This is a genomic window from Pseudomonas syringae (genome assembly GCF_021606685.1).
Taxonomy (GTDB): domain Bacteria; phylum Pseudomonadota; class Gammaproteobacteria; order Pseudomonadales; family Pseudomonadaceae; genus Aquipseudomonas; species Aquipseudomonas syringae_R.
In genome coordinates, this window is the sequence record NZ_WKCB01000049.1 from 18,938 (window position 1) to 44,027 (window position 25,090).

General features: G+C 59.0%; 28 protein-coding genes and 1 tRNA gene. 6 read left to right on the plus strand and 23 right to left on the minus strand.

Features of this window, described 5'->3' with window-relative positions; translation table 11 throughout:
* The first annotated feature begins 176 nt into the window (after positions 1 to 176).
* Positions 177 to 389 (plus strand): cold-shock protein, encoded by a 213-nt coding sequence (locus GIW02_RS18290; protein ID WP_003365337.1) that lies wholly within the window; start codon positions 177 to 179, stop codon positions 387 to 389.
* Between the two features lie 93 nt (positions 390 to 482).
* Complete coding sequence (locus GIW02_RS18295) at positions 483 to 971, plus strand: RDD family protein (RefSeq protein ID WP_236411596.1); 489 nt, start codon at positions 483 to 485, stop codon at positions 969 to 971.
* A 137-nt stretch (positions 972 to 1,108) separates the two neighbouring features.
* On the opposite strand, the gene nadA is transcribed toward GIW02_RS18295, so the two are convergent.
* From nadA to GIW02_RS18390, 19 genes are all read right to left on the minus strand, one after another.
* On the minus strand, positions 1,109 to 2,167 hold the full coding sequence (gene nadA, locus GIW02_RS18300; RefSeq protein WP_236411594.1) for a quinolinate synthase NadA: 1,059 nt from the start codon (positions 2,165 to 2,167) through the stop codon (positions 1,109 to 1,111).
* A gap of 489 nt (positions 2,168 to 2,656) precedes the next feature.
* Positions 2,657 to 2,732 (minus strand) — tRNA-Lys (locus GIW02_RS18305).
* A gap of 63 nt (positions 2,733 to 2,795) precedes the next feature.
* Positions 2,796 to 3,470 (minus strand): 7-cyano-7-deazaguanine synthase QueC, encoded by a 675-nt coding sequence (gene queC / locus GIW02_RS18310; protein ID WP_236411619.1) that lies wholly within the window; start codon positions 3,468 to 3,470, stop codon positions 2,796 to 2,798.
* A 16-nt stretch (positions 3,471 to 3,486) separates the two neighbouring features.
* Positions 3,487 to 4,134 (minus strand): 7-carboxy-7-deazaguanine synthase QueE, encoded by a 648-nt coding sequence (queE, locus tag GIW02_RS18315; RefSeq protein ID WP_236411592.1) that lies wholly within the window; start codon positions 4,132 to 4,134, stop codon positions 3,487 to 3,489.
* 164 nt (positions 4,135 to 4,298) lie between these two features.
* On the minus strand, positions 4,299 to 5,126 hold the full coding sequence (gene ybgF / locus GIW02_RS18320; RefSeq protein ID WP_236411590.1) for a tol-pal system protein YbgF: 828 nt from the start codon (positions 5,124 to 5,126) through the stop codon (positions 4,299 to 4,301).
* A 6-nt stretch (positions 5,127 to 5,132) separates the two neighbouring features.
* Positions 5,133 to 5,633, minus strand: coding sequence for a peptidoglycan-associated lipoprotein Pal (gene pal, locus GIW02_RS18325; RefSeq protein WP_003209827.1), 501 nt, complete (start codon positions 5,631 to 5,633; stop codon positions 5,133 to 5,135).
* A 55-nt stretch (positions 5,634 to 5,688) separates the two neighbouring features.
* Positions 5,689 to 6,969, minus strand: a complete 1,281-nt coding sequence (gene tolB, locus GIW02_RS18330; RefSeq protein ID WP_032864323.1) for a Tol-Pal system beta propeller repeat protein TolB — start codon at positions 6,967 to 6,969, stop codon at positions 5,689 to 5,691.
* Between the two features lie 17 nt (positions 6,970 to 6,986).
* The gene (gene tolA, locus GIW02_RS18335) at positions 6,987 to 8,060 is read right to left on the minus strand and encodes a cell envelope integrity protein TolA (protein ID WP_101272733.1); all 1,074 of its coding nucleotides are present in this window, start codon (positions 8,058 to 8,060) and stop codon (positions 6,987 to 6,989) included.
* Positions 8,060 to 8,512, minus strand: a complete 453-nt coding sequence (gene tolR, locus GIW02_RS18340) for a protein TolR (protein WP_162276129.1) — start codon at positions 8,510 to 8,512, stop codon at positions 8,060 to 8,062. The genes tolA and tolR overlap by 1 nt, the downstream gene beginning before the upstream one ends.
* A gap of 23 nt (positions 8,513 to 8,535) precedes the next feature.
* Positions 8,536 to 9,231 (minus strand): protein TolQ, encoded by a 696-nt coding sequence (gene tolQ, locus GIW02_RS18345; protein ID WP_015885609.1) that lies wholly within the window; start codon positions 9,229 to 9,231, stop codon positions 8,536 to 8,538.
* Between the two features lies 1 nt (position 9,232).
* Complete coding sequence (gene ybgC, locus GIW02_RS18350) at positions 9,233 to 9,688, minus strand: tol-pal system-associated acyl-CoA thioesterase (protein ID WP_236411588.1); 456 nt, start codon at positions 9,686 to 9,688, stop codon at positions 9,233 to 9,235.
* 140 nt (positions 9,689 to 9,828) lie between these two features.
* Positions 9,829 to 10,887: a Holliday junction branch migration DNA helicase RuvB gene (gene ruvB, locus GIW02_RS18355; protein ID WP_236411586.1), complete on the minus strand. Its 1,059-nt coding sequence runs from the start codon at positions 10,885 to 10,887 to the stop codon at positions 9,829 to 9,831.
* Positions 10,888 to 11,499 (minus strand): Holliday junction branch migration protein RuvA, encoded by a 612-nt coding sequence (gene ruvA / locus GIW02_RS18360; protein WP_025854761.1) that lies wholly within the window; start codon positions 11,497 to 11,499, stop codon positions 10,888 to 10,890.
* A gap of 68 nt (positions 11,500 to 11,567) precedes the next feature.
* Positions 11,568 to 12,092: a crossover junction endodeoxyribonuclease RuvC gene (gene ruvC / locus GIW02_RS18365; RefSeq protein WP_016975450.1), complete on the minus strand. Its 525-nt coding sequence runs from the start codon at positions 12,090 to 12,092 to the stop codon at positions 11,568 to 11,570.
* Between the two features lie 157 nt (positions 12,093 to 12,249).
* Positions 12,250 to 12,996, minus strand: coding sequence for a YebC/PmpR family DNA-binding transcriptional regulator (locus GIW02_RS18370; protein ID WP_236411583.1), 747 nt, complete (start codon positions 12,994 to 12,996; stop codon positions 12,250 to 12,252).
* Positions 12,997 to 13,146: 150 nt separating this feature from the next.
* Entirely contained in the window at positions 13,147 to 14,922 is a 1,776-nt protein-coding gene (gene aspS / locus GIW02_RS18375; protein ID WP_236411582.1) for an aspartate--tRNA ligase, read from the minus strand.
* 107 nt (positions 14,923 to 15,029) lie between these two features.
* Positions 15,030 to 15,251, minus strand: coding sequence for an FmdB family zinc ribbon protein (locus tag GIW02_RS18380; RefSeq protein ID WP_003193872.1), 222 nt, complete (start codon positions 15,249 to 15,251; stop codon positions 15,030 to 15,032).
* Positions 15,252 to 15,419: 168 nt separating this feature from the next.
* Entirely contained in the window at positions 15,420 to 15,761 is a 342-nt protein-coding gene (locus GIW02_RS18385; RefSeq protein WP_236411579.1) for a ribbon-helix-helix domain-containing protein, read from the minus strand.
* 180 nt (positions 15,762 to 15,941) lie between these two features.
* Positions 15,942 to 16,415, minus strand: a complete 474-nt coding sequence (locus GIW02_RS18390) for a Dps family protein (RefSeq protein ID WP_236411578.1) — start codon at positions 16,413 to 16,415, stop codon at positions 15,942 to 15,944.
* A gap of 420 nt (positions 16,416 to 16,835) precedes the next feature.
* Here GIW02_RS18390 and GIW02_RS27370 point away from each other — a divergent pair, with 420 nt between their 5' ends.
* Positions 16,836 to 17,438: a cold shock domain-containing protein membrane protein gene (locus tag GIW02_RS27370; protein WP_456361627.1), complete on the plus strand. Its 603-nt coding sequence runs from the start codon at positions 16,836 to 16,838 to the stop codon at positions 17,436 to 17,438.
* 87 nt (positions 17,439 to 17,525) lie between these two features.
* Here GIW02_RS27370 and GIW02_RS18400 read toward each other — a convergent pair whose 3' ends face one another.
* Both GIW02_RS18400 and GIW02_RS18405 read right to left on the minus strand, forming a co-directional pair.
* Positions 17,526 to 17,732: a SlyX family protein gene (locus GIW02_RS18400; protein WP_131697893.1), complete on the minus strand. Its 207-nt coding sequence runs from the start codon at positions 17,730 to 17,732 to the stop codon at positions 17,526 to 17,528.
* Between the two features lie 3 nt (positions 17,733 to 17,735).
* The gene (locus tag GIW02_RS18405; RefSeq protein ID WP_236411577.1) at positions 17,736 to 18,161 is read right to left on the minus strand and encodes an HIT domain-containing protein; all 426 of its coding nucleotides are present in this window, start codon (positions 18,159 to 18,161) and stop codon (positions 17,736 to 17,738) included.
* A gap of 873 nt (positions 18,162 to 19,034) precedes the next feature.
* Here GIW02_RS18405 and GIW02_RS18410 point away from each other — a divergent pair.
* Positions 19,035 to 20,336, plus strand: coding sequence for an OprD family porin (locus GIW02_RS18410; RefSeq protein WP_236411576.1), 1,302 nt, complete (start codon positions 19,035 to 19,037; stop codon positions 20,334 to 20,336).
* A gap of 188 nt (positions 20,337 to 20,524) precedes the next feature.
* Here GIW02_RS18410 and GIW02_RS18415 read toward each other — a convergent pair whose 3' ends face one another.
* Positions 20,525 to 21,367 carry a mechanosensitive ion channel domain-containing protein gene (locus GIW02_RS18415; RefSeq protein WP_236411575.1) on the minus strand — a complete coding sequence of 281 codons (843 nt, stop codon included), beginning with the start codon at positions 21,365 to 21,367 and terminating at the stop codon, positions 20,525 to 20,527.
* Between the two features lie 135 nt (positions 21,368 to 21,502).
* Positions 21,503 to 21,988, minus strand: coding sequence for a YajQ family cyclic di-GMP-binding protein (locus GIW02_RS18420; RefSeq protein WP_003175814.1), 486 nt, complete (start codon positions 21,986 to 21,988; stop codon positions 21,503 to 21,505).
* A gap of 123 nt (positions 21,989 to 22,111) precedes the next feature.
* Here GIW02_RS18420 and GIW02_RS18425 point away from each other — a divergent pair, with 123 nt between their 5' ends.
* On the plus strand, positions 22,112 to 23,029 hold the full coding sequence (locus tag GIW02_RS18425; RefSeq protein ID WP_236411574.1) for a putative 2-dehydropantoate 2-reductase: 918 nt from the start codon (positions 22,112 to 22,114) through the stop codon (positions 23,027 to 23,029).
* Between the two features lie 46 nt (positions 23,030 to 23,075).
* Positions 23,076 to 25,090: ATP-binding protein (locus GIW02_RS18430; protein ID WP_236421970.1), on the plus strand; the 2,015-nt coding region annotated here is incomplete at its 3' end.

Sequence of the window (25,090 nt, forward strand, 5' to 3'; positions counted from 1 at the left end):
TGGCGTAGAGTTTGCCCACTGTGTTTGCATGGGTCGCTTGGAACCTGGACCTGGGCAGTAGCTGAAGTAGTTGTGCTACAACCCGTTCGACGTCTCTTACTTTCCTGCAACCCAGCCCAGTACTCTTTCATGTGAAAGGGGCTGTCATTAATTTTTAGCGTCAAGGAAATAAGAAAATGGCTGAACGTCAGAGCGGTACCGTCAAGTGGTTTAACGACGAGAAAGGGTTTGGTTTTATCACGCCAGAAAGCGGTCCGGATCTGTTCGTGCATTTCCGCGCTATTCAGGGCAACGGCTTCAAGAGCCTCAAAGAAGGCCAGAAAGTGACGTTCGTTGCCGTGCAAGGCCAAAAAGGCATGCAGGCTGACGAAGTACAAGCAGAAGGCTGATCGTTCTGCGACAAAAAGCCCCTGACATGACATCAGGGGCTTTTTTATGGGCGCTATTGCGTAAACTGCGTGTTTTCTCCAGAGCCCCCTGCCATGTCCAAACCCCTGCTGAGCCCCCAAGGGGAATTCCCCGCTGTTGGCCTGGGCCGTCGCCTGGCAGCGATGTTTTACGACTTCCTGCTGTGCACCGCCCTGCTGATCGTCACTGCGTTTGTCTACAAGCTGGTGTGGATGGCGTTTATCGGTGAAGCCAAAATGCGCACCCTCACTGAATCCGGTGCGTTGGATGGCGACCCGCTGCTGTCGACGATTCTGTTGTTCGTGCTGTTTGGTTTCTTCGCCAAATTCTGGACCCATTCCGGGCAGACGCTGGGCATGCAAGTGTGGGGCGTGCGCGTACAGAACGCGGATGGATCGCGCATCAGCCTATGGCAAGCGCTGCTGCGCTTTGTGGTGTCGATTGCGTCGTGGTTGTGCGTGGGGCTGGGGTTTATCTGGTCGTTGTTTGATAAACATAAACGCAGCTGGCATGACATCTACTCGGACACGCAACTGGTACGAATCCCCAAGCAGAAGAAGTAACGCCTGAACACTGGGAATCCAAATGTGGGAGGGGGCTTGCCCCCGATAGCGGTGAGCCAGCTAAAAATAAGCTGGCTGACACGCCGCCATCGGGGGCAAGCCCCCTCCCACATTTTTTGACCGAGCCAGCCTTGAGGTCAGGCGTTGCCGGCCAGCTTGAGGCGCGCAGCCTGGGTGAAATCCAGCATACGCTTGAGCGGGCGCACAGCGTGGGGGATCACCGACGGCTCGACGAATATCTCGTTACTGCCCTCACGCAGACACTGCAGCGTGCGCTCCAGCGTATTCATCGCCATCCACGGGCAATGCGCGCAACTGCGGCACGCGGCGCCGTTGCCAGCCGTAGGCGCTTCGACGAAGACCTTGTCCGGACAAAGCTGCTGCATCTTGTAGAAGATGCCGCGGTCGGTCGCCACGATAAAGGTCTTGTTCGGCAAGCGTTGCGCCGCTGCGATCAACTGGCTGGTTGAGCCGACGGCGTCCGCCAGCTCGATCACCGCAGTCGGTGATTCCGGGTGCACCAGGATCGCTGCATCCGGGTACAGGGCCTTCATGTCTTCGAGCTGCTTGGATTTGAACTCTTCATGGACGATGCAGGCACCGTCCCACAGCAACATATCGGCACCGGTCTGGCGCTGGATGTAAGTGCCCAGGTGTTTGTCCGGGCCCCAGATAATGGTTTCGCCGTTATCCATCAGGCTTTCGACGATTTCCAATGCGCAGCTGGACGTCACCACCCAGTCAGCCCGGGCTTTGACCGCCGCTGACGTGTTGGCGTAGACCACCACGGTGCGCTCGGGATGCTGATCGCAGAACGCCGAAAACTCTTCGACCGGGCAACCCAGGTCCAGGGAGCACGTGGCTTCCAGCGTCGGCATCAGAACACGTTTTTCAGGCGTGAGGATCTTGGCGGTTTCGCCCATGAAACGCACGCCGGCGACCAGTACGGTCTTGGCCGGGTGGGCGGCGCCGAAGCGGGCCATTTCCAGGGAATCGGAGACACAGCCGCCGGTTTCTTCGGCCAGAGCCTGAATCACCGGGTCACAGTAGAAGTGGGCAACCAACACCGCATCCTGAGCTTTCAGCTCGGCGGCGATAGCGGCACGCAGGCTCGCTTCTTCATCGGCGCTGAGGGCCTTGGGCTGCTTGGCGTCGAGGTGGGCTTGAACCAGTAGGCGTTCGGAAATTTGCGTCATGTTCGCAAGACCTGCAGGCGCAGTTGCGCGAAAGTCGAGTGTACCACCGGCTCTGGAGCCCTCAGGGCGCCGCCGGACGAAGTGATTGTGTTCATCAAGCACGGGGAAGCTGCGCAAGGCTACAGAATATCGAATCGATTCAAAAGCCTAATCTGGAGCGCAAATGGGGATAGGGCGCAACATCCCTGGCAAGAGCCGTCAGGCCGACTCCTGCACAGGGTCAGCGCAACAGCGCGCAAGGAGCTTCTTGCAACGTCACCGATGCGTGCCTCTTCGCCAGGGCATCCTTCAAGGTTGGCAAGGGATGTGTGGAGCGCCGTGTGGCTTCATGCCCGGCCTGAAGTACAGCGTCTGAGGTGCTGGGCACTCATTGGATATCAGCCGGGGCTACTCAGGGAGAGCAGCCAGCGCGCGAGATTATTACAGGCAAAAAAAAACCCGGAAATCCTCACTTGCGTGGGCCTTCCGGATTTTCTAAACCGCCAAAAATGGTGGGTCGTGTGGGATTCGAACCTACGACCAATTGGTTAAAAGCCAACTGCTCTACCAACTGAGCTAACGACCCGCTGTGTGGTGGCGCGTATAATACTGATTTCTAAGGATTATTCAACACCTTATTTGAAATAAATCAGAAATAACGCGTTGGGTCAGTAATTCCGGCCGCTTGGAAGCCTTCTGCACGCAGTCGGCAGCTGTCGCATTTCCCACAAGCACGGCCGTCATCGTCTGCCTGATAGCAGGAAACAGTCAGCGAATAATCCACGCCAAGTCCTACGCCAGCCTTCACGATATCGGCCTTGCTGAGGTTCTGCAGCGGTGCCAGGATGCGGAAGCCCTGCCCTTCTACACCGGCCTTGGTCGCCAGGTTGGCCATACGCTCGAACGACTCGACGAACTCGGGGCGGCAGTCCGGGTAGCCGGAATAGTCCACCGCATTGACGCCGATGAAGATGTCGCGGGCATTCAGCACTTCTGCCCAACCGAGGGCCAGGGACAGGAACACGGTGTTGCGCGCTGGCACGTAGGTGACCGGGATCCCTTCGCTGGGGGCTTCCGGCACATCGATGCTGCTGTCAGTCAGGGCCGAACCGCCGATACCGTTGAGGTTCAGGCCGATCACTTTGTGTTCAGCCACACCCCTGTCGCGAGCAACGCGGGCAGCAGCGTTCAGCTCTGCGCGGTGGCGCTGGCCGTAGTCGAAGCTCATGGTGTAGCAGGTGTAGCCCTCAGCCTGCGCCATGGCTACCACGGTGGCGGAGTCGAGGCCACCGGACAGCAGGATTACCGCGCGTTTCTGATCGATCGTTTGTTCAGTCATTTCAGCGTCCCGGCTCGTCGTTCCAAAGGTATTTGTGCAACTGCAACTGCAGGCGTACTGGCAGGTTATCAGCCACTACCCAGTCAGCGAGGTCACGTGCATTCAGGTCGTGGTGGCTTGGGGAGAACAGTACCTCACCCGCGCGACGATCCAGGCCATATTGGATCAGCTTGGAGTTCGCCCAGTCGTAATCGTCACGGGAACAGATCACGAACTTGACCTGGTCGTTGGCCGTCAGCAGGTCCATGTTCTCGTAGCGATTGCGGTGCGACTCCTTGGAGCCTGGGGTCTTGAGGTCGACCACCCGGCTGACACGCGGGTCTACCGCCGAAATATCGAGGGCACCGCTGGTCTCCAGGGACACCTCGTAACCGGCGTCACACAGCTGCTTGAGCAAAGGGATGGCATTGGGTTGCGCCAGGGGCTCGCCGCCCGTCACACAGACGTAGCGCGGCCGATAACCGGCAACCTGCTCGAGGATGTCGTCGAGGGTGCGTACCGTACCGCCACTGAAGGCGTAGGCGCTGTCACAGTATTGGCAACGCAAAGGGCAGCCGGTCAAGCGCACAAAGACTGTGGGCAGGCCAGCGGTTCGCGTTTCACCCTGTAACGAGTAAAAAACTTCGGTAATGCGTAATGTGTCTTGCATAGTCGCCACGGGCGTAACAGCTAAACAGGCTGTCCGCCTCCGTCAGGCACTTCAAGCAACCCCGCCAACGCGTAGGCCCCAAGAAGCGTGTTTCATAAAAGGGCGTGGATTCTAACGAAAAAACCCGCGCCAGGCGCGGGTTTCTTCTAAACGGACTGCATCGCTTACAAACGCTGCAGATCCCGTTGGGCCAACTGGGCTGCCGAGGTCCCTGGGTATTGGGCCACAACCTGTTGCAGAATGCCTTTGACCTTGTCGGTATGACCCAGGCGGCGCTCTACGTCAGCGAGTTTGTACAGCGAGTCCGGCACCTTGGCGTGCTTGGGGTACAGTTGGCTGACCTTGGCAAATGCCTGGCCTGCCCCCTGCAAATCACCCTTGGCCAGGTTGACCTCACCCAACCAGTATTGGGCATTGCCCGCGTACTGGCTGTTCGGGTACTTGCGCAGGAATGCGGTAAATGCCTGGCTGGCCTTATCGAAATCCTTGGCTTTGATCAGGTCAAAGGCTGCATCGTAATACAGCTTCTCCTTGGCCGGATCACCCGGTTCACTGCTCGCGGCAGGGGCCGCTGCGGCCCCGGCTGCTGCACCACCGGCGGCGGCACTGGGCGCGCCACCGGCAGAAGAATTATCAGGAGTTGCGGCGGGTGTAACGCCGGTTCCTATGCGTCGATCAAGATCCTGGTATCGCTCCAGGCCTTCTTGCTTGAGCTGGTTCACTTGATTCTGCAGAACTTCAATAGTGCCTTGTTGCTGCGACAATTGATCCTGCATGCGTTGCAGCTGGTTGAACAGTTCGCCCTGTGCGGAGGGGGCGGACGTAGCCGCCCCCCCAGCATAGGCGCCGTTCGTGCCATAACCCGCTGGCGGATAGCTGCTCCCGCTATTGTTATAGCCAGAGTTGCTATCTTCCACAGGAACCGCAGCCCACACCGCAAGCGGTGCGAGGCTGAGAGCCAATACAGTTAGAGCACGACGGCACGTTCGCATGACGAATTACTTACGCAGTTCGACGCGACGGTTTTGAGCCCAGGACTGCTCGTCGTGGCCAGTAGCAACTGGACGCTCTTTACCGTAGGAAACCAGTTCCAGTTGGCCTGGAGCAACACCTTGCAGTACCAGGTAGCGCTGAACGGCTTTCGCACGACGCTCGCCCAGTGCCATGTTGTACTCACGAGTACCACGTTCGTCGGTGTTACCTTCCAGAACAACGCGAGCGCCGTTAGCTTTCAGGTCCTTCGCGTGAACGTCCAGAGCGCGCATGGCTTCTGGTTTCAGGTCCGAACTGTCGTATTCGAAGTAGAAAGTGGTGATAGCGCGCAGAGCAGCTTCTTCGCTCAGGGAGCCGTCAACTGCACCAGTGTTAGCGCCGTAACCAGCGTTTGGATCAACAGCTGCGCCTTCACCGGCATTGTCGCCGCCTTTAGACGAGCAACCAACGGCTACGGACAGAGCCAGAGCCAGAGCAGCAAACTTACCAAACTTCAGCATTTCCATCGTGAAACTCCTAATGAACCCCAGTGTGTTAAGTACTTCTTTTTGTAGCGCCGCGTCAGTTCAGGTAAGGGGACCAGGACGGTTCTCTGACTTCGCCTTGAGCGGTAGGAAGCGGGAGCCTTACGCGTCCATTAATGGACACGAGCATCAAGACTCCCCGGCCCTGCTGGCGGGTGGCGTAGATTACCATGGTGCCGTTGGGCGCAACAGTAGCTGACTCATCAAGGTTGGTATCTGTGAGGATTTTTACCGTTCCACGCTGCAAATCCTGGGCCGCAACCCGGAAATTAGTGAAACCATCCTGACGGTGAATCATCACCAACGTCTTTTCATCAGCCGAAAGCTTTGGATTTGCGTTGTAGTTACCAATAAAGGTCACTCGTTCCGCGCCGCCGCCGTTCACATTTGCCTTGTAGACCTGTGGCTTGCCGCCACGGTCGGAGGTGAAATAGATAGTCGAACCATCTTTACCCCAGAACGGCTCGGTGTTGATGCCCGGGCCGCTGGTAACACGGCTGATCTGGCGCGAAGCCATGTTCATCACATAGATATCCGGGTTGCCGTCCTTGGACAGCACGAACGCCAGGCGCGAACCATCCGGCGACCACGCCGGTGCACCGTTGAGGCCTTCGAAGTTGGTGATCTGCTCACGACGGCCAGTATCGATGTGCTGGACGAAGATACGCGGACGCTTCTGTTCGAAAGACACATAGGCAATGCGCTTGCCGTCCGGCGCAAAGCGCGGCGACAGGATTGGCTCACGCGACTGCAGCAAAGTGACAGCACGTGCGCCGTCGTAATCCGAGCGCTGCAAAGTGTAACGAGTGTTGTCTACGGAGAAACGTTCAGCCGTTACATACAACAGACGTGTCGAGAAAGCACCCTTGATACCGGTGAGCTTTTCAAACGACTGGTCCGAGATGTAGTGGGCCATGTCGCGAATCTGCTCGGCAGTGCCCGAGACGCTGCCGGTCAGAACCTGCTGCTCGGTCGCCACGTTGAACAAGGTGTAGGTGATTTGCAGGCGACCGCCAGCCGGCGTGATATTGCCGACCATCAGGTACTGCGCGCCCACCGCTTTCCAGTCACGGAACACCACTTCGCTGGCCTGGTTTGGCTGGCTGATCATGTTGCCTTTCGGAATAGGCGCGTAATAACCGGAGTTGCGCAGGTCATCACTGACGATCTGGGCCATGTCGTCCGGCAGCACACTGCCGCCCTGCCAGCCAAACGGTACTACGGCGATCGGGGTGGCCCGATCGCTACCGCTGGTGACCAGGATGTTCTTTTCATCCGCCGCCGCTATCCCTGCCATACAGCAAATAACGACAAGCATTCCTCGAAGAAGGTTTCTCACAAGGCTAGATCCTCAGGTGTGAATGTCATCTTGAATGAACGATAGGGAGCGAAGTCGCTTGGTTTCATTCCCTGCATCTCGGTCAACCGGCCAATATTCTTGACCGCTGCAACCGCTGAACTATCAAACGAAGCATCGCCACTGCCCTTGGCCACGCTGACCGAAGTCACCGTGCCGTCCGGCAACATGCCGATCTGCAATACGACTGTCATGCCTTTGCGTGCCGAAGGTGGACGTGTCCAGCCTTCCGCTGCACGAGCCCGAATCAGGTCATCGAAACTGCCCGCGACTTCATCACCACGTTCATCGGCCAAGGCTTGCTGACGCTGCGGCGTGTCGGAGAGCAAATCTGCCAAGGCCTGAGCCTTTTTCTCTTCGGCGGATTTACGCGCTGCTTCCTGGGCCTTCTTCTTGGTGGCGTCGGCGGCAGCTTTCTTCTTCGCGTCGTCGGCGATCTTCTTCTTCGCCTCGTCTGCTTCAGCTTTTTTCTTGGCGTCTTCGGCGGCTTTCTTCTTCGCGTCTTCGACTATTTTCTTCTTGGCGTCTTCAGCGGCCTGTTTCTTGGCCTCTTCTTCGGCAGCTTTCTTTGCTTCGTCTTCGGCTTTCTTCTTGGCTATATCAGCCAATTGTTTCTCTTCAGCCTTTTTCGCGTCGGCAGCTTTCTCGGCTTTCTTGGCTTCATCAGCCTTTTTCGCCTCGTCGGCCTTCTTCGCTTCGTCAGCCTTTTTCGATTCCTCGGCCTTTTGAGCCGCCTCTTCTTTCTTTTGTTCCGCAGCAGCCTTCACCGCTTCCTGCTCGACCTTCTTCTGTTCCATCTGCTCGACTTCAGTCTGGCGCGCAGCCGACTTCTGGGCTTCACCCGCAATCTTCTGATTGGTCTGGGTGGTGGCCTGGCTTTTCGATTTCAGCTGATACAGGGTCGCCTGCACGATCGGTTTGGCTGGCGGCAGGTCCGGGGTCATGGCAAAGCTGACGAACAGCATGCCAAATACCAGGACGTGCAGGGCAATTGCCCAGACGCTAGGCCAGAAGAAGCTTTCCGAGGCGGACGGCTCTCGCTGTTGCTGCATCAGGGCGCCTCGGTAATCAAGCCAACGTTACCGACGCCGGCCTTCTGCAGCCCGCCCATGGCACCCATGACGGAGCCGTAGTCGACAGATTTGTCACCACGAATGAACACCTGGGTGTGCTTGCCACCTTCGTTGCCGGAACGAATGATCTTGGTCACGGCATCGGTCATCGCCGGCAGGGTCAGGGCCTTGTCCTGCTGTTTCTGAGTGTCGACTTCGCTGCCAAGGTTCCAGTAATAGGTCTTGTCAGACTTGATCGAAATGGTCAGGACCTGTGTGTTGTTGTCTTGCGGCAAGGCTTCACTGGAAACCTTGGGCAGATCAACCTTCACGCCCTGGTTGAGCATCGGCGCGGTCACCATGAAGATAACCAGCAGTACCAGCATCACGTCGATGTAGGGCACTACGTTCATCTCGGCGACCGGCTTGCGCTTTTTGCGAGCTCGAGCGATTAAAGCCATTGGGAATTACCTGCTTATTCTTCGCTGGTGTGCACTTTACGGTGCAGGATCGCCTGGAATTCATCGGCGAAGGTGTAGTAACGGCCGATCAAGGTTTCGCTGGTAGCGGCAAAACGGTTGTAGGCGATTACTGCGGGGATAGCGGCAAACAGGCCGATCGCGGTGGCGATCAGGGCCTCGGCAATACCCGGAGCCACGGTGGCCAGGGTGGCTTGCTGGGCCTGGGCCAGGCCGCGGAAGGAGTTCATGATCCCCCACACGGTACCGAACAGGCCGATGTACGGGCTTACGGAACCTACGGTGGCGAGGAACGGCAAGCTTTGCTCAAGCTTCTCTTCTTCGCGGGAGATGGCAACGCGCATGGCACGGGCCACGCCTTCCATGACCGCTTCCGGGTCAACACCCGGCTGCTGGCGCAGGCGCGAGAATTCCTTGAAGCCGGCGCGGAAGATCTGCTCCACACCCGAGTCCGGGTCTGGGTTGCTGCCGGCCTGGCGGTACAGCTTGGACAGGTCGATACCCGACCAGAAGCGCTCTTCAAAGCTCTCCAGGGCGCGTCGACCGGCACGCAGCAGGTTGCTGCGCTGAAAAATCATGACCCAAGAGGTAACCGATGCGGCTACCAGGGTCAGCATGACCAGTTGAACCACAACACTGGCATTGCTGACCAGGCTCCACATGGAGGAATGGTCGACGACGGTAGGTTCCACGCTAAATCTCCTGCTTTGATTGTTTACCCGCGCCGCTCTCGGCGGCAAAGGCCGCACGTAGAGTTTCGGGAATGGCCCGAGGTTTCAAACTATTGGTGCGCACACAGGCCACCAGGAACTGCCCCTCACAGAGCAGCGTTGCATCCGTTGCCCGCCTGACCTGCTGCTTGAAACGCAGGCTGACACGGTTCAATTCGATCACTTGCGCACTGACCAACAGCTCATCGTCCAACCGCGCCGGCGCGTGATAGCGAGCCTCGCTGGAATGCACGACGAACAACAGGTCCTCCCCTGCCAGCTCGGATTGGGCAAAGCCCAGCTCCCGTAGCCGCTCGGTTCGAGCCCGCTCCATGAACTTGAGGTAATTGACGTAATACACGATGCCGCCCGCATCGGTGTCTTCGTAATAAACGCGACAGCGATGTGCGAACGACGGATCCCCATTTTGCGCGCGCATACTCTAGTGCTTACTCCTCAGGTTGCCAATCCGGCTGGGCAACTGTTTTTTCATTCTCGAAAAACATATCCAGTGACTGAATGACGACGCCAGCCACTAGGACAGCACAAACCTCGAATAAATCGACGAACAAACTGCTTTTAATCGTCCACTGCATCGAGGAATTCGTCTACCACGGGCATCTCCCCCAATCGTGACGGAATGTTTAACCCGAAGTGCAGATAGGCGTGGCGCGTCACCACCCGCCCCCTTGGCGTGCGCATGATGTAGCCCTGCTGGATCAGGTACGGTTCCAGCACATCCTCAATGGTATGGCGCTCCTCGCTGATGGCTGCCGCGAGGCTGTCGACGCCCACCGGGCCACCGTCGAACTTCTCGATCATGGTCAAGAGTAGACGTCGATCCTGGTGATCGAAGCCATGCTCGTCCACGTCCAGCAGGTTCAAGGCCAGGTCGGCCACCGCCTTGGTGATATGCCCCTTGGCCCGCACCTGGGCGAAGTCGCGCACGCGACGCAGCAAGCGGTTGGCAATCCGTGGCGTGCCGCGAGCGCGCCGGGCGATTTCAAACGCCCCTTCAGGCTCCAGGGGCAAGCCCAGGATGCTCGCCGAACGGCTGACAATCGTCGCGAGGTCGGCAGTGCTGTAGAACTCCAGACGTTGAACAATGCCGAAACGGTCTCGCAGCGGGTTGGTCAACATCCCCGCACGCGTGGTCGCGCCCACCAGGGTGAACGGTGGCAGGTCGAGCTTGATCGAGCGGGCCGCCGGGCCCTCGCCGATCATGATGTCGAGTTGGAAATCCTCCATCGCCGGGTACAGCACTTCCTCGACGATCGGCGAAAGCCGGTGGATCTCGTCGATAAACAACACATCGTGCGGTTCAAGGTTGGTCAGCAATGCTGCCAGGTCACCCGGACGTTCCAGCACTGGGCCGGAGGTGGACTTGATCGAAACCCCCATTTCCTGGGCAATGATGTTGGCCAGCGTGGTTTTGCCCAACCCCGGCGGGCCGAAGATCAGGGTGTGGTCCAACGACTCGCTGCGCCCACGTGCGGCCTGGATAAACAGCTCCATCTGCTCGCGCACGGTGGGCTGGCCGATGTACTCGGCCAGGCTCAGGGGGCGGATGGCGCGGTCCTGGACTTCTTCACGGTCGCGCGGGCCGGTGGCCGCGATCAGACGATCAGCTTCAATCACTTAAATCATTCCCTTCAGGGCTCGGCGGATCATGTCTTCGCTGCTCAGGTTCTTGTCCTTGATGGCCGACACGGCCTTGCTGGCTTCCTGCGGCTTGTAGCCCAGGGAGATCAGCGCGCTGACAGCATCGCTTTCGGCACTGGCCACCTGGCCCGCCGGCATATCCGGCTGGTTCGGCACCAGGGCAAACATGCTCGGTACGACTTCCCAGGCCTTGAAACGGTCCTTGAGTTCGACCAGCAAGCGCTCGGCGGTTTTCTTGCCAACGCCCGGCACCTTGGTCAGCGCCGAGGTGTCCTGGGCCGACACCGCACGCACCAGCTCATCGACTTCCAGGCTCGACATCAGCGCCAGGGCGAGCTTGGGGCCCACGCCGTTCAGGCGAATCAGCTCGCGGAAGAAGTCACGGTCACGCTTGCCAATGAAACCATAGAGCAATTGTGCGTCTTCGCGCACCACCAGGTGAGTGTGCAGGGTCAGCGGTTCGCCGACCGACGGCAGGCGGTACAGGGTGGTCATGGGCACTTCCAGCTCATACCCCAGCCCGTTTACATCCAGAATCAGGTGCGGCGGCTGTTTCTCAGCCAGGGTGCCGCGCAAGCGTCCAATCACGGTTCAGATCCTTAAAGCTTGGGGGTCAGATCGGGGCCTGACCGGAAACAACGATTGCGCTGATGCTATCAGAGACGCAGGCGCCCGCCACGACTGCGTGCCGTGCCGAGGCCATGGGGCAACAGACTGGAACGGGTATGCGCATGGCAAATGGCGATGGCCAGGGCGTCGGAGGCGTCAATCTGCGGCTTTGAAGTGAGCTTGAGCATGTGCATGACCATCATCTGCACTTGCTCTTTATTCGCCGCGCCGGTGCCGACCACCGCTTGTTTGACCTGGGTCGCGGTGTATTCGGCGATTTCCATGCCCTCTTCGGCACCCGCCACGATGGCGGCGCCACGGGCCTGGCCGAGCTTGAGGGCCGAATCGGCGTTTTTGGCCATGAAGACTTTTTCGATGCCCATGGTCACCGGCCCGTAGGTCTGGATCACTTCACGCACGCCGCGATAGACGATCTGCAGGCGCTCGGCCAACTCGCCCGCGCCCGTGCGGATGCAGCCCGAAGCGACGTATACACAGCCACGCGGGGTCTGCTGCACCACGCCAAAACCGGTGATGCGCGAACCGGGGTCGATACCTAGGATTAAAGTCATAACGCCTGCAGGTCGGATAAACACATTTTTTGATACACCATAGTTCCAATGTGGGAGGGGGCTTGCTCCCGATAGCAGTGTGTCAGTCAGCTTATGGCTAACTGGACGACCGCCATCGGGAGCAAGCCCCCTCCCACATTTGCATCTACGTCATTCCTCAGCCTAGCTGTTCGGCCACGGATTCCGGGATGTCGGCATTCGAATATACGTTCTGCACATCATCCAGGTCTTCAAGCATGTCGAGCATCTTCAAGACCTTTTGCGCGCCGTCCAGGTCCAGTTCGGCACTGGTGGTCGGCAACATCACGATTTCCGCGTCAGTGCCTTTGAAACCGGCAGCCTCCAACGCGTTACGCACGGCATAAAACCCGGCAAACGAGGTGAACACATCGATGGAACCGTCTTCGTTGGTCACCACGTCGTCGGCATCTGCCTCCATCGCCGCTTCGATCAGCGCGTCTTCATCCACGCCCGGCGCGAAGGAGATCTGGCCCTTGCGCTCGAACAGGTAGGCCACTGACCCGTCGGTACCGAGGTTGCCGCCACACTTGCTGAACGCATGGCGCACAGCCGCTGCGGTGCGGTTGCGGTTGTCGGTCATGCACTCGACCATCACCGCTACGCCGCCCGGGCCGTAGCCTTCGTAGGTCAGCTCGACCATGTCGTCGGTGTCGGCTGCACCGGCACCACGGGCCACGGCGCGGTCGATGATGTCGCGGCTCATGTTCGCGCCCAGGGCCTTGTCCAGCGCCAATCGCAGGCGCGGGTTGGAGCCCGGGTCACCACCGCCCTGGCGGGCAGCGACGGTCAGCTCGCGGATCCACTTGGTGAAAATCTTGCCTTTCTTGGCATCCTGACGCTCTTTGCGGTGCTTGATGTTCGCCCACTTGGAATGGCCAGCCATAACACAACTCCGAAATTCTCTAGAAACCTTATCTATCCCGCCTCAGGCCGGACTTCTTTCTTTAAAGCACAAGCCTTGTAACGCAAAGGCGCATCCTAAGATGCGCCTTTTTAGACTGCGTAAACCTCAGTGCGCTTGCACGCAGTGGCCTTACTCAGCCTTAGGCGTCTCACGCAGACGGATGTGCAGCTCGCGCAGCGCCTTGGCATCCACTACACCCGGAGCCTGGGTCATTACGTCCGCAGCACTCTGGGTTTTCGGGAAGGCAATCACTTCACGGATCGACTGGGCGCCGGTCATCAGCATCACCAGGCGGTCCAGGCCGAATGCCAGGCCACCGTGCGGCGGCGCGCCGTATTTCAGGGCGTCGAGCAGGAAGCCGAACTTCTCTTCCTGTTCCGCTTCGTTGATGCCCAACAGGCGGAAGACCGCTTGCTGCATCTCTTTGCGGTGGATACGGATCGAGCCGCCACCCAGTTCGGTGCCGTTGAGCACCATGTCGTAGGCGCGGGACAGCGCGCCTGCCGGGTTGGCTTCCAGCTCGGCCGGGGAGCACTTGGGCGCGGTGAACGGGTGGTGCAAGGCGCTGAAGCTGCCGTCGTCGTTCTCTTCGAACATCGGGAAGTCAACGACCCACATCGGGGCCCATTCGCAGGTCAGCAGGTTCAGGTCGTGACCGAGCTTGATGCGCAGTGCGCCCAGGGCTTCGCTGACGATCTTGGCCTTGTCGGCGCCGAAGAACACGATGTCGCCGTCGACCGCGCCAACGCGATCGAGGATCGCGTTCAGGTTGTCCAGCGGAATGTTTTTCACGATCGGCGATTGCAGGCCGTCAACGCCATTGGCGCGCTCGTTGACCTTGATATACGCCAGGCCCTTGGCACCGTAGATGCCGACGAACTTGGTGTAGTCGTCGATCTGCTTGCGCGGCATGCTCGCGCCGCCAGGCACACGCAGGGCGGCAATGCGGCATTTAGGGTCGTTGGCCGGGCCGCTGAACACCTTGAAGTCGACTTCCTTGAGCTGGTCGGCCACGTCCACCAGTTCCAGCGGGTTACGCAGGTCTGGCTTGTCGGAACCGTAGCGGCGCATGGCTTCTTCGAAGGTCATGTGCGGGAATTCGCCGAACTCCAGGTCCAGCACTTCCTTGAACAGGTTGCGGATCATCTGCTCGGTCAGGCCCATGATCTCTTTTTCATCGAGGAAGCTGGTCTCGATGTCGATCTGGGTGAATTCCGGCTGGCGATCGGCGCGCAAGTCTTCGTCACGGAAGCACTTGGCGATCTGGTAGTAACGGTCGAAGCCGGCCACCATCAGCAGTTGCTTGAACAGCTGCGGCGATTGCGGCAGCGCGAAGAACGAACCGGCGTGGGTGCGGCTCGGCACCAGGTAATCGCGCGCGCCTTCCGGGGTGGCCCGGGTCAGGATCGGCGTTTCGACGTCGAGGAAGCCGTTCTCGTCGAGGAAGCGGCGGATGCTGGTGGTCATGCGCGAACGCAGACGCAGCTTCTCGGCCATTTCCGGGCGACGCAGGTCCAGGAAGCGGTAGCGCAGGCGGGTTTCTTCGCCGACGTCGGAGTATTCGTTGAGCGGGAACGGCGGGGTTTCCGACTCGTTCAGTACTTCCAGCTCATAGCCCAGCACTTCGATGCCACCGGAGGCCATGTTCTTGTTCACGGCACCTTCCGGACGCAGGCGAACCTTGCCGGTGATTTTCACGACGTATTCGCTGCGCACGCGGTCGGCGGCGGCGAAGCTCTCGGCGCGGTCCGGGTCAAACACCACTTGGGCCAGACCATCACGATCACGGATATCGAGGAAGATCACCCCGCCGTGGTCGCGGCGACGGTGAACCCATCCGCAAAGGGTGATTTCCTGACCTTCCAGGGTCTCGTTCAGTTGGCCGCAATAGTGGCTGCGCATCATGGTAGTGGTTTCACTTCTCGTAATTCGAAATTCGGTGGAGGCCCGCCTCGTCACCGTACATTAAAGCAGGGGACGGATAATGCAGGAGCCTGCGCATGGGTTTCAACTCAGTCTGCTTTGTCGCCGCCCGCCAGATTCTTCTTGGCGCCGGTCTTGAAATCGGTCTCGTACCAGCCGCTGCCGCTCAGACGGAAGCCCGGCATGGACAACATCTTCTTCAGCTCAGGAGCCTGGCAAGCAGGGCAATCGACCAGCGGCGCGGCGCTGATCTTCTGAATGGCTTCCAACTGATGACCACAGGAAGCACATTGATAGTCGTACATGGGCATGGAGATGTCTCGGCGATCAGATCGTTACTGCGCCGCGCCTACCCTGGGATAACACCCCGCAAGCGCAGCAAAGCGCGGGATTATATCTGGTAAATCGAGGCAGCGCAGCCGGCATTCTGCCCCGAACCCGGCCCACCTCGACGGCGGGCCGGCCCCGGTGCCCGCCGATTACTCAGGGTTCGGCGAAGCAATCCGGCCTTTTAACAGATGAACCACACACACTACCCTGACCAGCCCACTGAAGTTCTTTACACCGCCATACCGCAAGTGCACCTCCCGATCGACGTAGGACAACAGCGCACTGACCGAGCAGGCATTGATCCTGGCGATTTCCGTGAGGATATTCCAATAGATCTGCTCAAGCCGCAGGCAGGTAGAAAACCCGTTGAGCCTCACCGACCGTGACAAGGGCTTGGCCAGCCCCATATCGAACCCTTTTGCAAAAGGGTCGACTTTTATCTTATGAAAACCACCGGTTTCCATCACGCCATTACCGACTCCACATGACATACACCTGACACTCCATTGCCAAACAGCAGCCCATGGGTTGTCCCATTGGGCGATGGCCCTATAAAACAGCAGGCGGACACAGGCAGCCAGAAGACGGGACGTTGATAGGCGTAGGACAACGCCAGGAAATGCATGGAAACCAGCGAGCGGCGCCAGGGCGGCGCCACTCACGGCAGGCGTTTACTGATTTTCGAGCAGGGAGCGCAGCATCCACGCCGTTTTCTCGTGAACCTGCATGCGCTGGGTCAGCAAGTCGGCCGTCGGTTCATCGCTGACTTTGTCGAGCAAGGGGAAGATACCGCGCGCGGTGCGGGTCACGGCTTCCTGACCCGCCACCAACTGCCGGATCATTTCTTCAGCATTGGGCACACCTTCTTCTTCCTTGATGGAAGAAAGCCGGGCATAGATCGAGTAAGCCCCCGGCGCCGGGAAGCCCAAGGCACGGATACGCTCGGCAATGGAGTCCACGGCCAGCGCCAGTTCGTTGTACTGCTCTTCGAACATCAGGTGCAGCGTACGGAACATCGGGCCCGTGACGTTCCAATGGAAGTTATGGGTCTTGAGGTACAGTACATAGGTATCGGAAAGCAGCCGTGAAAGCCCGTCGACGATGGATTTACGATCTTCTTCACTGATACCGATATCGATTGCCATGTTTTTCCCCTTCAATTGAAAAAGCATTCACTGATCAGGTGCAGGACCACTCTAGCAAGAGTGTTGCGGATGCGCAGCCAGGTACACCCACGCGACGTGCGGCAAATCGCCCCTGTGGCGCCGGTCCGGGGACTGCTGCACAGCCCGACGCGGCCAAGCACGTTTGCCACGCAAACGCCTGCACCTGTCTAGGACAAGCGTTTGCCGCAGAAATGCCGTGGGCCTTGCAACACCTGGAAATGCTTGATTTGAGTAGGCACAGCCTTTGCTGTTAAATAGGCAGCGTGCCACTGCCGTTAATTCTCGCGGCCAGCGGCATAGGCTGATACCCGCGCACGTGCCCAACGCCTCCCATTGTTCAGAAGCGAACCGTGCCGGTCAGCTCTTCCTCGTGATCCGTCTTAACGTGAGTTAATCAAAATGTTGAAAATCGTCCACCTGCTAACGGGCGTTGCAGCTTTGCTGCTGTCCTTTATACCGAGCTTGCAACAGGGAAGCCCTCCCTACCTGGAACAACACGACGCTCTGTACCTGGCCTTGTTCGGCCTTATTAACCTGACGCTGGCACCGGTGATTCCTTACTGGAACAAAGGCACACGTCATCAACTGCAAAACCTGGTCAGCGCGCTGCTGGTGCTGACTGTTGTCGTTCAAACCCTCACCCTCCTGGCACCCATGCCTGAAGTGGGCGGCCACCCGGCCATCCTACTCAGCCTGGTGATTGCTGTGGTCGCCATCGTTCTTCACCTGGCCATCAGCTTCTACCGTTCGTCCCCAACGGCCGCGTCGCAAACCTACGACATGACCAACCGGGATACCGGTACCGTCAAGTGGTTCAACACGTCCAAAGGCTTCGGCTTTATTTCCCGCGATTCGGGCGACGATATCTTCGTCCACTTCCGGGCTATTCGCGGCGAAGGCCATCGCGTCTTGGTGGAAGGCCAGCGCGTGGAGTTCTCCGTGATGAATCGCGACAAAGGCCTGCAGGCCGAAGACGTGATCGCTGCTCTGCCGCGTCGCTGATACCCGCCTTCGCAGCAAAAAAAACCGCGATCCAGCGTTGACTGGATCGCGGTTTTTTATTGCCTGGCTATTTAATCCAGCCACGCATCAATAATGCGGCGGCGGCGCTTCCTCTTCGGAGGTTTCGAACTGCCCGCCCATTTCTTCCTGGCGCTTGAGCAGTGCAGTGATCTGCAATTGCAGGCGCTCGACGGCGCGTTGCTGCGCGACGAGGATGTCATTGAGGGTTTCGATGGTGTCGTCCTGGAAGGCCAGGCGGCTCTCCAGGTCCGTCACGCGGTCTTGCAAATCCATGGTTCAGTCCTGCGCAAAAATAAAGTCGGCAGGCAACAACTCACGCATGCGCGCACGAATAGCCGCTACCTGTTGTGGTGTGTAAGGCTGCGCCGGCTGCTTGCCCCAGACCGGCGCCGGCCAGGCGGCGTCATCACGCTTGCGCACAATGACGTGCACGTGCAACTGGCTGACGACATTGCCCAACGCGCCAATATTCATCTTGTCGGCGGCCCAGCCTTCATTCAGTAACTGCGCCAGGGCGGTGGTTTCCTGCCACAGCGCCTGCTGATCGGCGACATCCAGCTGAAACACTTCACTGATACCGTTGATCCGTGGCACCAGGATGAACCACGGGTAATTCGAGTCATTGGACAGCAGCAGGCGGCTCAGCGGGAAATCGCCAATGGTCAGCGTGTCTTGTTGCAGGCGTTGATCTAAGGCGAACACCACGGGCACTCCGTTCGGCAGGTCAGGTTCAGGGGCTCAAGCATACCTGCGAATGGCGGCCGCTTCACGCCGGCTCCGTGCGCCTGGGCAAGGCGCGTGAAAAAAAACGCACCATTTCGAGACAAGCGCCAATTTCGACTACGCTCAATTACCAATCGAATCGCCACATACCCGATGCTGAAAACAAAAATGCAACGAAAGCCCCGAGGCAGACGCTTTATAGATAAAGGCACCGAGCCATCACTGATGACTCCAAGCCACTGAGGCCACGCACCAAAGTGACTCACCGACGCCTCAAAGAGATCCGCCGATTACCCACTGACCGGGGTGAACGGGTAACGTTTTTCCCACAGACAGGAATTATGCGCGACCGAGCAGTCACCCAACCCGGCCAACAAGGCCAAACTAATCGGCGCAAAAGCCCCGTGCTTATGCGGTTTTCACGCGGCTGCTACTTTTTTCACGAAAAAATCACATTCGGTTACCAACTTGGGCGCGCTTGTTGCATTCATCCCAGCATAGTCGGCAACGGCACCGGAATGGACGCGGTGTTTCGCGATAAAAGACGCCAGCGACTCAGTGCATACCAGGGATGATTCAAACTGTTGAAAGTAGCGTTTTCTACTGCACTCTTTTAACAGTTTGGAAACAGCATTGACGTTGTCAGCCTCGGTACAGTGAGGCTGTGAAATTGCGACACGGACCTAGCGATTCACGACCAGCTCGTAAAGAAGCTGAAAGGAAAGATGGGCAAGTATCGCCAATTATTGTCAGCGTGATATACCTTTGCGCCGACACAAAAAGAAAGAGCCGCCCAGACAAAAATACAGGTGGGACGGCAGTACTCTTCCTAAACCAAAGGAGCAAATCACGATGCGCGTGATGAAGTGGAGCATGATCGCCCTGGCTGTTTCAGCAGGCACCTCGCAGTTCGCAATGGCGTCCGCCCAGGACGACTCTAAGGGCTTTGTTGAAGACAGCACTTTCGGCATCAATACACGTGCGTTGTATTTCAGCCGTGATTTCCGCAACGAGCCGGGCGGTGATGGCTACACCATCATCAACGGCAAGCGACAAAGCCGCGTAGAAGAGTCCGGCCTGGGCTTCAACGCCTTGTATGAGTCGGGTTTCACTCAGGGGACTATTGGTGTCGGTGTGGACGTTATCGGCCTGCTGGGCGTCAAGCTCGACAGCGGCAAGGGTCGCGCAGGCACCGGCCTCTTCCCTCAGGGCTCGGACGGTCGCTCGCAGGATGATTATTCCAAAGGCGGCGGCGCCGTTAAGTTCCGCATTTCCAACACCGTGCTGAAAATCGGCGACCAGTACACCACCGCCCCTGTGTTCGCCTCCGACGACAGCCGCTTGCTGCCAGAGCTGCCACAAGGTATCTCGCTCACCAGCAACGAGATCAAGGGCCTCAAGCTCGAAGGCGGTCACTTCACGTCGAGCATTGCACAAAACCAGACCTACCATGACAGCCTCGGCCTGACCAAGACTGACTTCGTGGGCGGCGTGTACGCGTGGACGCCTGAGTTCACCACCAGCCTCTACTACGCCAAGACCGAAGACTACTGGCGCAAGTACTACGCTAACGTCAACTGGACCCACGCGCTGAGCGATGATCAGTCGTTGGCGTTCGACTTCAACATCTATGACACTAAAAGCGAAGGTGCAGGCTTGGTGCGTGCTGACAAAGACGGCACTACCAAGCTCGACAACCGCGCGTTCAGCTTGCAGGGCGCTTACACCATCGGCGCTCATACCTTTACCCTGGCAGCTCAGAAAGTCACGGGTGACGGTCAATACGGCTATGGCGTAGACGGCGGCGGCACTGTGTTTCTGGCCAACTCGGTGGCTCGCTCCGACTTCTACGGCGAAGACGAGACGTCCTACCAGGCTCGTTACGACATCAACATGGCGACCTTTGGCATTCCTGGCCTGAGCTTCATGACCCGTTACGTCACCGGTAGCGGTGCCAACACCGCCACCACCTCGAACGGTAAAGAGTGGGAACGCGACATCGAAGCCAAGTACGTTATTCAGAGCGGCCCGGCTAAAGACCTCAGCTTGCGCTTGCGTCAAGCAACCTACCGTTCCAGCGATGCGGTGTACTTCAACTCACCGTCCCTCGACGAACTGCGTCTGATCGCGCAATACCCGTTGAACATCTTGTAATTGACGATTTGATTACAACGATGAACTGAGGCTTAGGCCTCAACTAAAAAGCCGCTCCCCGTGTAAGGGAGCGGCTTTTTTATTGCAGTATTATTTCAAACAACAAATAACTAGCAAGCTAACTAACGAGGTTAGAACTTTTGCAGTAAACCTGACCGATCGGCCACATTCACTGCGCCTGCTCTGTATTACTTCGCTACTGTTTCCTGCATGACACGAATCACTCGCTGCGGAAACGGAATATCAATATTGGCGGCTTTCAAACGGTCACGCGCCAGTTCATTGAACATGAACACCACGTCCCAATAATCCGCAGTCTTGGTCCAGCAGCGCAGGGACACAGTGATCGAGCTGTCGCCCAGGGTCGACACCACGGCAGCCGCAGCCGGGTCGGCCAGTACACGCGGGTCTTTCGCCAGCTCCAGCAGGACTTCACGGGCTTTCTGCAGGTCGGCTTCATAGTCCACGCCCACGTCGAACACGACCTTACGGGTCGGCTGACGGTTGGTGTTTGTGATGATGCCGTTGGACAGGATGCCGTTAGGCACGATTACCGTCTTGTTGTCGCCCGTACGCAGCACGGTGTGGAAGATCTGGATGCTGTCGACCGTACCGGAGGTGCCCTGGGCTTCGATCCAGTCACCAATGCGGAACGGGCGGAACAACAGAATCAGCACGCCGCCGGCGAAATTCGCCAGGCTGCCTTGCAGCGCCAGGCCGATGGCCAGGGTAGCGGCACCAATTGCAGCCACGAACGAGGTGGTTGCCACGCCGATCATCGAGGCCACGCTGACAATCAGCATGACCTTCAGCGCAATGTTCGCCAGGCTGGTGATGAAGTGTTGCAGCGCAAGGTCAGCGTTACGGATGGCCAGCAAACGCCCCACACGGCTGGTAAAGACGTTGATCAGCCACCAGCCGATGGCTAGGGTGATCACCGCCAGCAACACTCGGCTGCCATATTCCATGATCATCGGGATCCACGATTGTGAGGTCTTGATCAGGTGATCCACTTCAGCGTTCAAATCCATCTAGATTCTCCTGGTTGCCGGATGTTCGGCGCATTGAGTGCCCATAAATGCAATTGAGCCCCGTAGGGCTCAATCGCAGGCGCAGGTTCTGGGGCGTGGGACGTCAAAAACGCCCGCAGGTTCCGCAAAGTGCCATCAGTCGCGGAAGTTATTGAACTGCAGCGGCATGTCGAACGTCTTGGCGCGCAGGGCCGCGATGGCCTCTTGCAGGTCGTCACGCTTTTTGCCGGTAACGCGAACCTGCTCACCCTGGATGGCAGCCTGGACTTTCAGCTTGGCATCCTTGATGTGGGCGACGATCTTCTTCGCCAGCTCCTTGTCGATGCCTTCCTTGAGCACGGCTTCTTGCTTCATCAGCTTGCCGGAAGCGTAGGCGTCCTTGATTTCAAGGCACTGGGCGTCGATCTTGCGCTTGACCAGGGACAGCTTGAGGATTTCGATCATCGCTTCCAGCTGGAAATCGGCTTCAGCGGTCAGGTTGACGGTCAGTTCCTTTTCCTTGAATTCGAAGCTGCCCTTGCCTTTCAAGTCATAGCGGCGGTCCAGTTCCTTGACGGCGTTCTCGACGGCGTTGGTGACTTCGTGTTTGTCCAGTTCGGATACCACGTCGAACGAAGGCATGTCATATCTCCAATATAAGGGGCGGGCTTCGTCGCGATGGAGCGCGCCCGAGCTAAAATGCCGGGGCATTATAGCGGTTCTTTCGCCGCGTTCACTGTGAGCGACCCTACGGAGCAAAAACTGATGTCGACCACCTGGCATATTCTCGGCGCCGGCAGCCTGGGCACCCTCTGGGCAACGCGCCTGGCCCGCGCGGGCGTGCCCGTGAGGTTGATCTTGCGCGATCAGGCGCGTCTGGCCGCTTATCAAGCCACCGACGGGCTGACCCTGGTAGAACACGGTGCAGCGCACACCTACCCGGTGATCGGCGAAACACCCGACAGCCCAGAGCCGATTCATCGCCTGCTGGTAGCGTGCAAGGCCTACGACGCGCAAGGCGCCGTCGCACAACTGCAACACCGGCTGGCCCCTGACGCCGAACTGATCCTGCTGCAAAATGGCCTCGGCAGCCAGGACGCTGTGGCCGCGCAACTGCCGCTGGCCCGCTGCATCTTTGCCTCCAGCACCGAGGGCGCGTTCCGCGAGGGCGATTGGCGCGTGGTCTTTGCCGGCCATGGCTACACCTGGCTGGGGGACGCGCGCCACCCCACGCCCCCGCTGTGGCTGGAAGACCTGCACGCCGCCGGCATCCCCCACGAATGGAGCACCGACATTCTGACGCGCCTGTGGCGCAAGCTGGCGCTCAATTGCGCCATCAACCCGCTGACTGTGCTGTACCACTGTCGCAATGGCGGCCTGCAAGACCATCAGTGCGAGGTCGCGACCTTGTGTGGCGAACTGACCGAGTTGCTTGAATGCTGCGGCCAGCCGGCCGCCGCCGAGGATTTGCACAGCGAGGTCGAACGCGTGATCCACGCCACGGCGGCCAACTACTCTTCCATGTACCAGGACGTGGCCAACGCCCGGCGCACCGAAATCAGCTACCTGCTGGGCTATGCCTGCCAGGCGGCGGCGCGCCACCAATTGGTCCTGCCCCATCTGCAACAGCTGCAAGCGCGTTTGGTCGAGCACTTACGCGCACACGGATTGGCCAGCGACTGAGGCACGCGCTACCCTGCCTACCTGTCTATCACCTGGGAAAACCCTGATGCCACTGCGCCAGCGTCTTGAAAATCTACCGGTAGGGCAGAAACTGCTGGCCGCCCTGCTGGTGCTGTTGACCACCGTTTTACTGGTGGCCAACCTGACGTTCATCAGCGCCGCCTACTGGATCTCTCAGGAAAGCATGGCACCCCAGGCCCTGCAGGCCATCGGCCGCCTGGTGTCCAACCCGGCCCTGGCCGCCGACGCCCTCGAATCGCCCACCAAGGCGAATGCGCTGCTCAATGAGCTGACCAGCTATTCGCCGTTGCGCGCCGCCGCCTTGTACGACGGCCAGGGCAACCGCCTGGCGCAGATGCAACATGGGGATCGCCTGCACCTGCCGGACACCTATCGGCACATCGAAGCCTGGCGCGTAACCGAATTTCGCAGCAACCAGGTCATCACCCTGCCCCGCGCCGGCCAGCCGTCCGGTCACCTGCTGCTGGTGGCCAGCAGTGAGCTGCCGGTAGCCTTCTATACCGGCACCTTGACGGCCAGCCTGGGCATCCTGATTTTCAGCGTGCTGCTGTGGCTGATCATCGCCCGGCAGATCAAACGCCTGATCACCCGGCCCATCCATGAGCTGGAAGAACTGTCACGCCAGGTTACGCGGGAAGAGAACTACGCCCTGCGCGCCGGCCGTGGCAACCATGATGAAATCGGCAGCCTGGCCGAGGCGTTCAACACCATGCTGTCGCGCATCGAAGCCCGTGAGCAACAGCTCAAACGCGCACGGGACGACTCCCAGGCCGCCTACGACCAGGCCCAGGGCTTGGCTGAAGAAACCCGCCACACCAACCGCAAGCTGGAACTGGAAGTGCAGGTTCGCAGCAAGATCGAGAAAAAACTCACCGGCTTTCAGAATTACCTGAACAGCATCATCGACTCGATGCCCTCGGCGTTGATCGCCCTGGATGAGCAACTCTACGTGACACAGTGGAACCAGGAAGCCAGTGCACTCTCCGGTACGCGCCTGGACGAAGCCCTGAACCAGCCGATCTACCTCGCCTTCCAACCGCTCAAACCGTACCTGCCGCAGATCAAGGCCACGGTGGAGCAACACACGGTGGAACGGATCGAACGCGTCACCTGGGTCAAGGACGATGAGCCCAAGCATTACGCCCTGACCTTCTACCCGCTGAGCGGCGGCGCCGGGCGCGGCGTGGTGATCCGTATCGACGACATCACGCAGCGCCTGTCTCTTGAAGAGATGATGGTGCAGTCAGAAAAAATGCTCTCGGTTGGTGGCCTCGCCGCCGGCATGGCCCACGAAATCAACAACCCGCTGGGGGCGATCCTGCACAACGTGCAAAACATTCGCCGCCGGCTTTCCCCCGAGCTGCCCAAGAACCTGGAATACGCCGAGCAGGCGGGTATCGAACTGGAAACGGTCAACCGTTACCTGGAGGGTCGCGAAGTGCCGCAACTGCTCGACGGCATTCAGCAGGCCGGGGCACGGGCGGCAAAGATCGTCACCCATATGCTCAGCTTCAGCCGCCGCAGCAACCGCCAGATGGCGCCCTGCGACCTGCCGGCGCTGATCGATCAAGCCGTGGAAATCGCCGGTAACGACTTCGACCTGGCCATCGGCTTCGACTTCAAGGGCCAGGCGATCATCCGCCAGTTCGACCCGCAACTGGGCCCGGTGCCCGGCACCGCCAACGAGCTGGAGCAAGTACTGCTCAACCTGTTGAAAAACGCGGCCCAGGCGATTCATTTGCGTGAAAACGACAGCGAACCGGGGCGCATCATCCTGCGCACCCGCCTCAACCCGCCGTGGGCGGAGATCCAGGTGGAAGACAACGGCATCGGCATGAGTGAAAACGTACGCAAACGTACGTTCGAGCCGTTCTTCACCACCAAGGAAATCGGCCAGGGCACCGGGCTTGGGCTGTCGGTGTCGTACTTCATCATCACCAACAACCACAAGGGCCAGATGGAAGTGCATTCCACCCTTGGCCAAGGCACGTGCTTCACCCTGCGCCTGCCTCTGGCCGGCAGCCAATTGCCGCCCTCCCC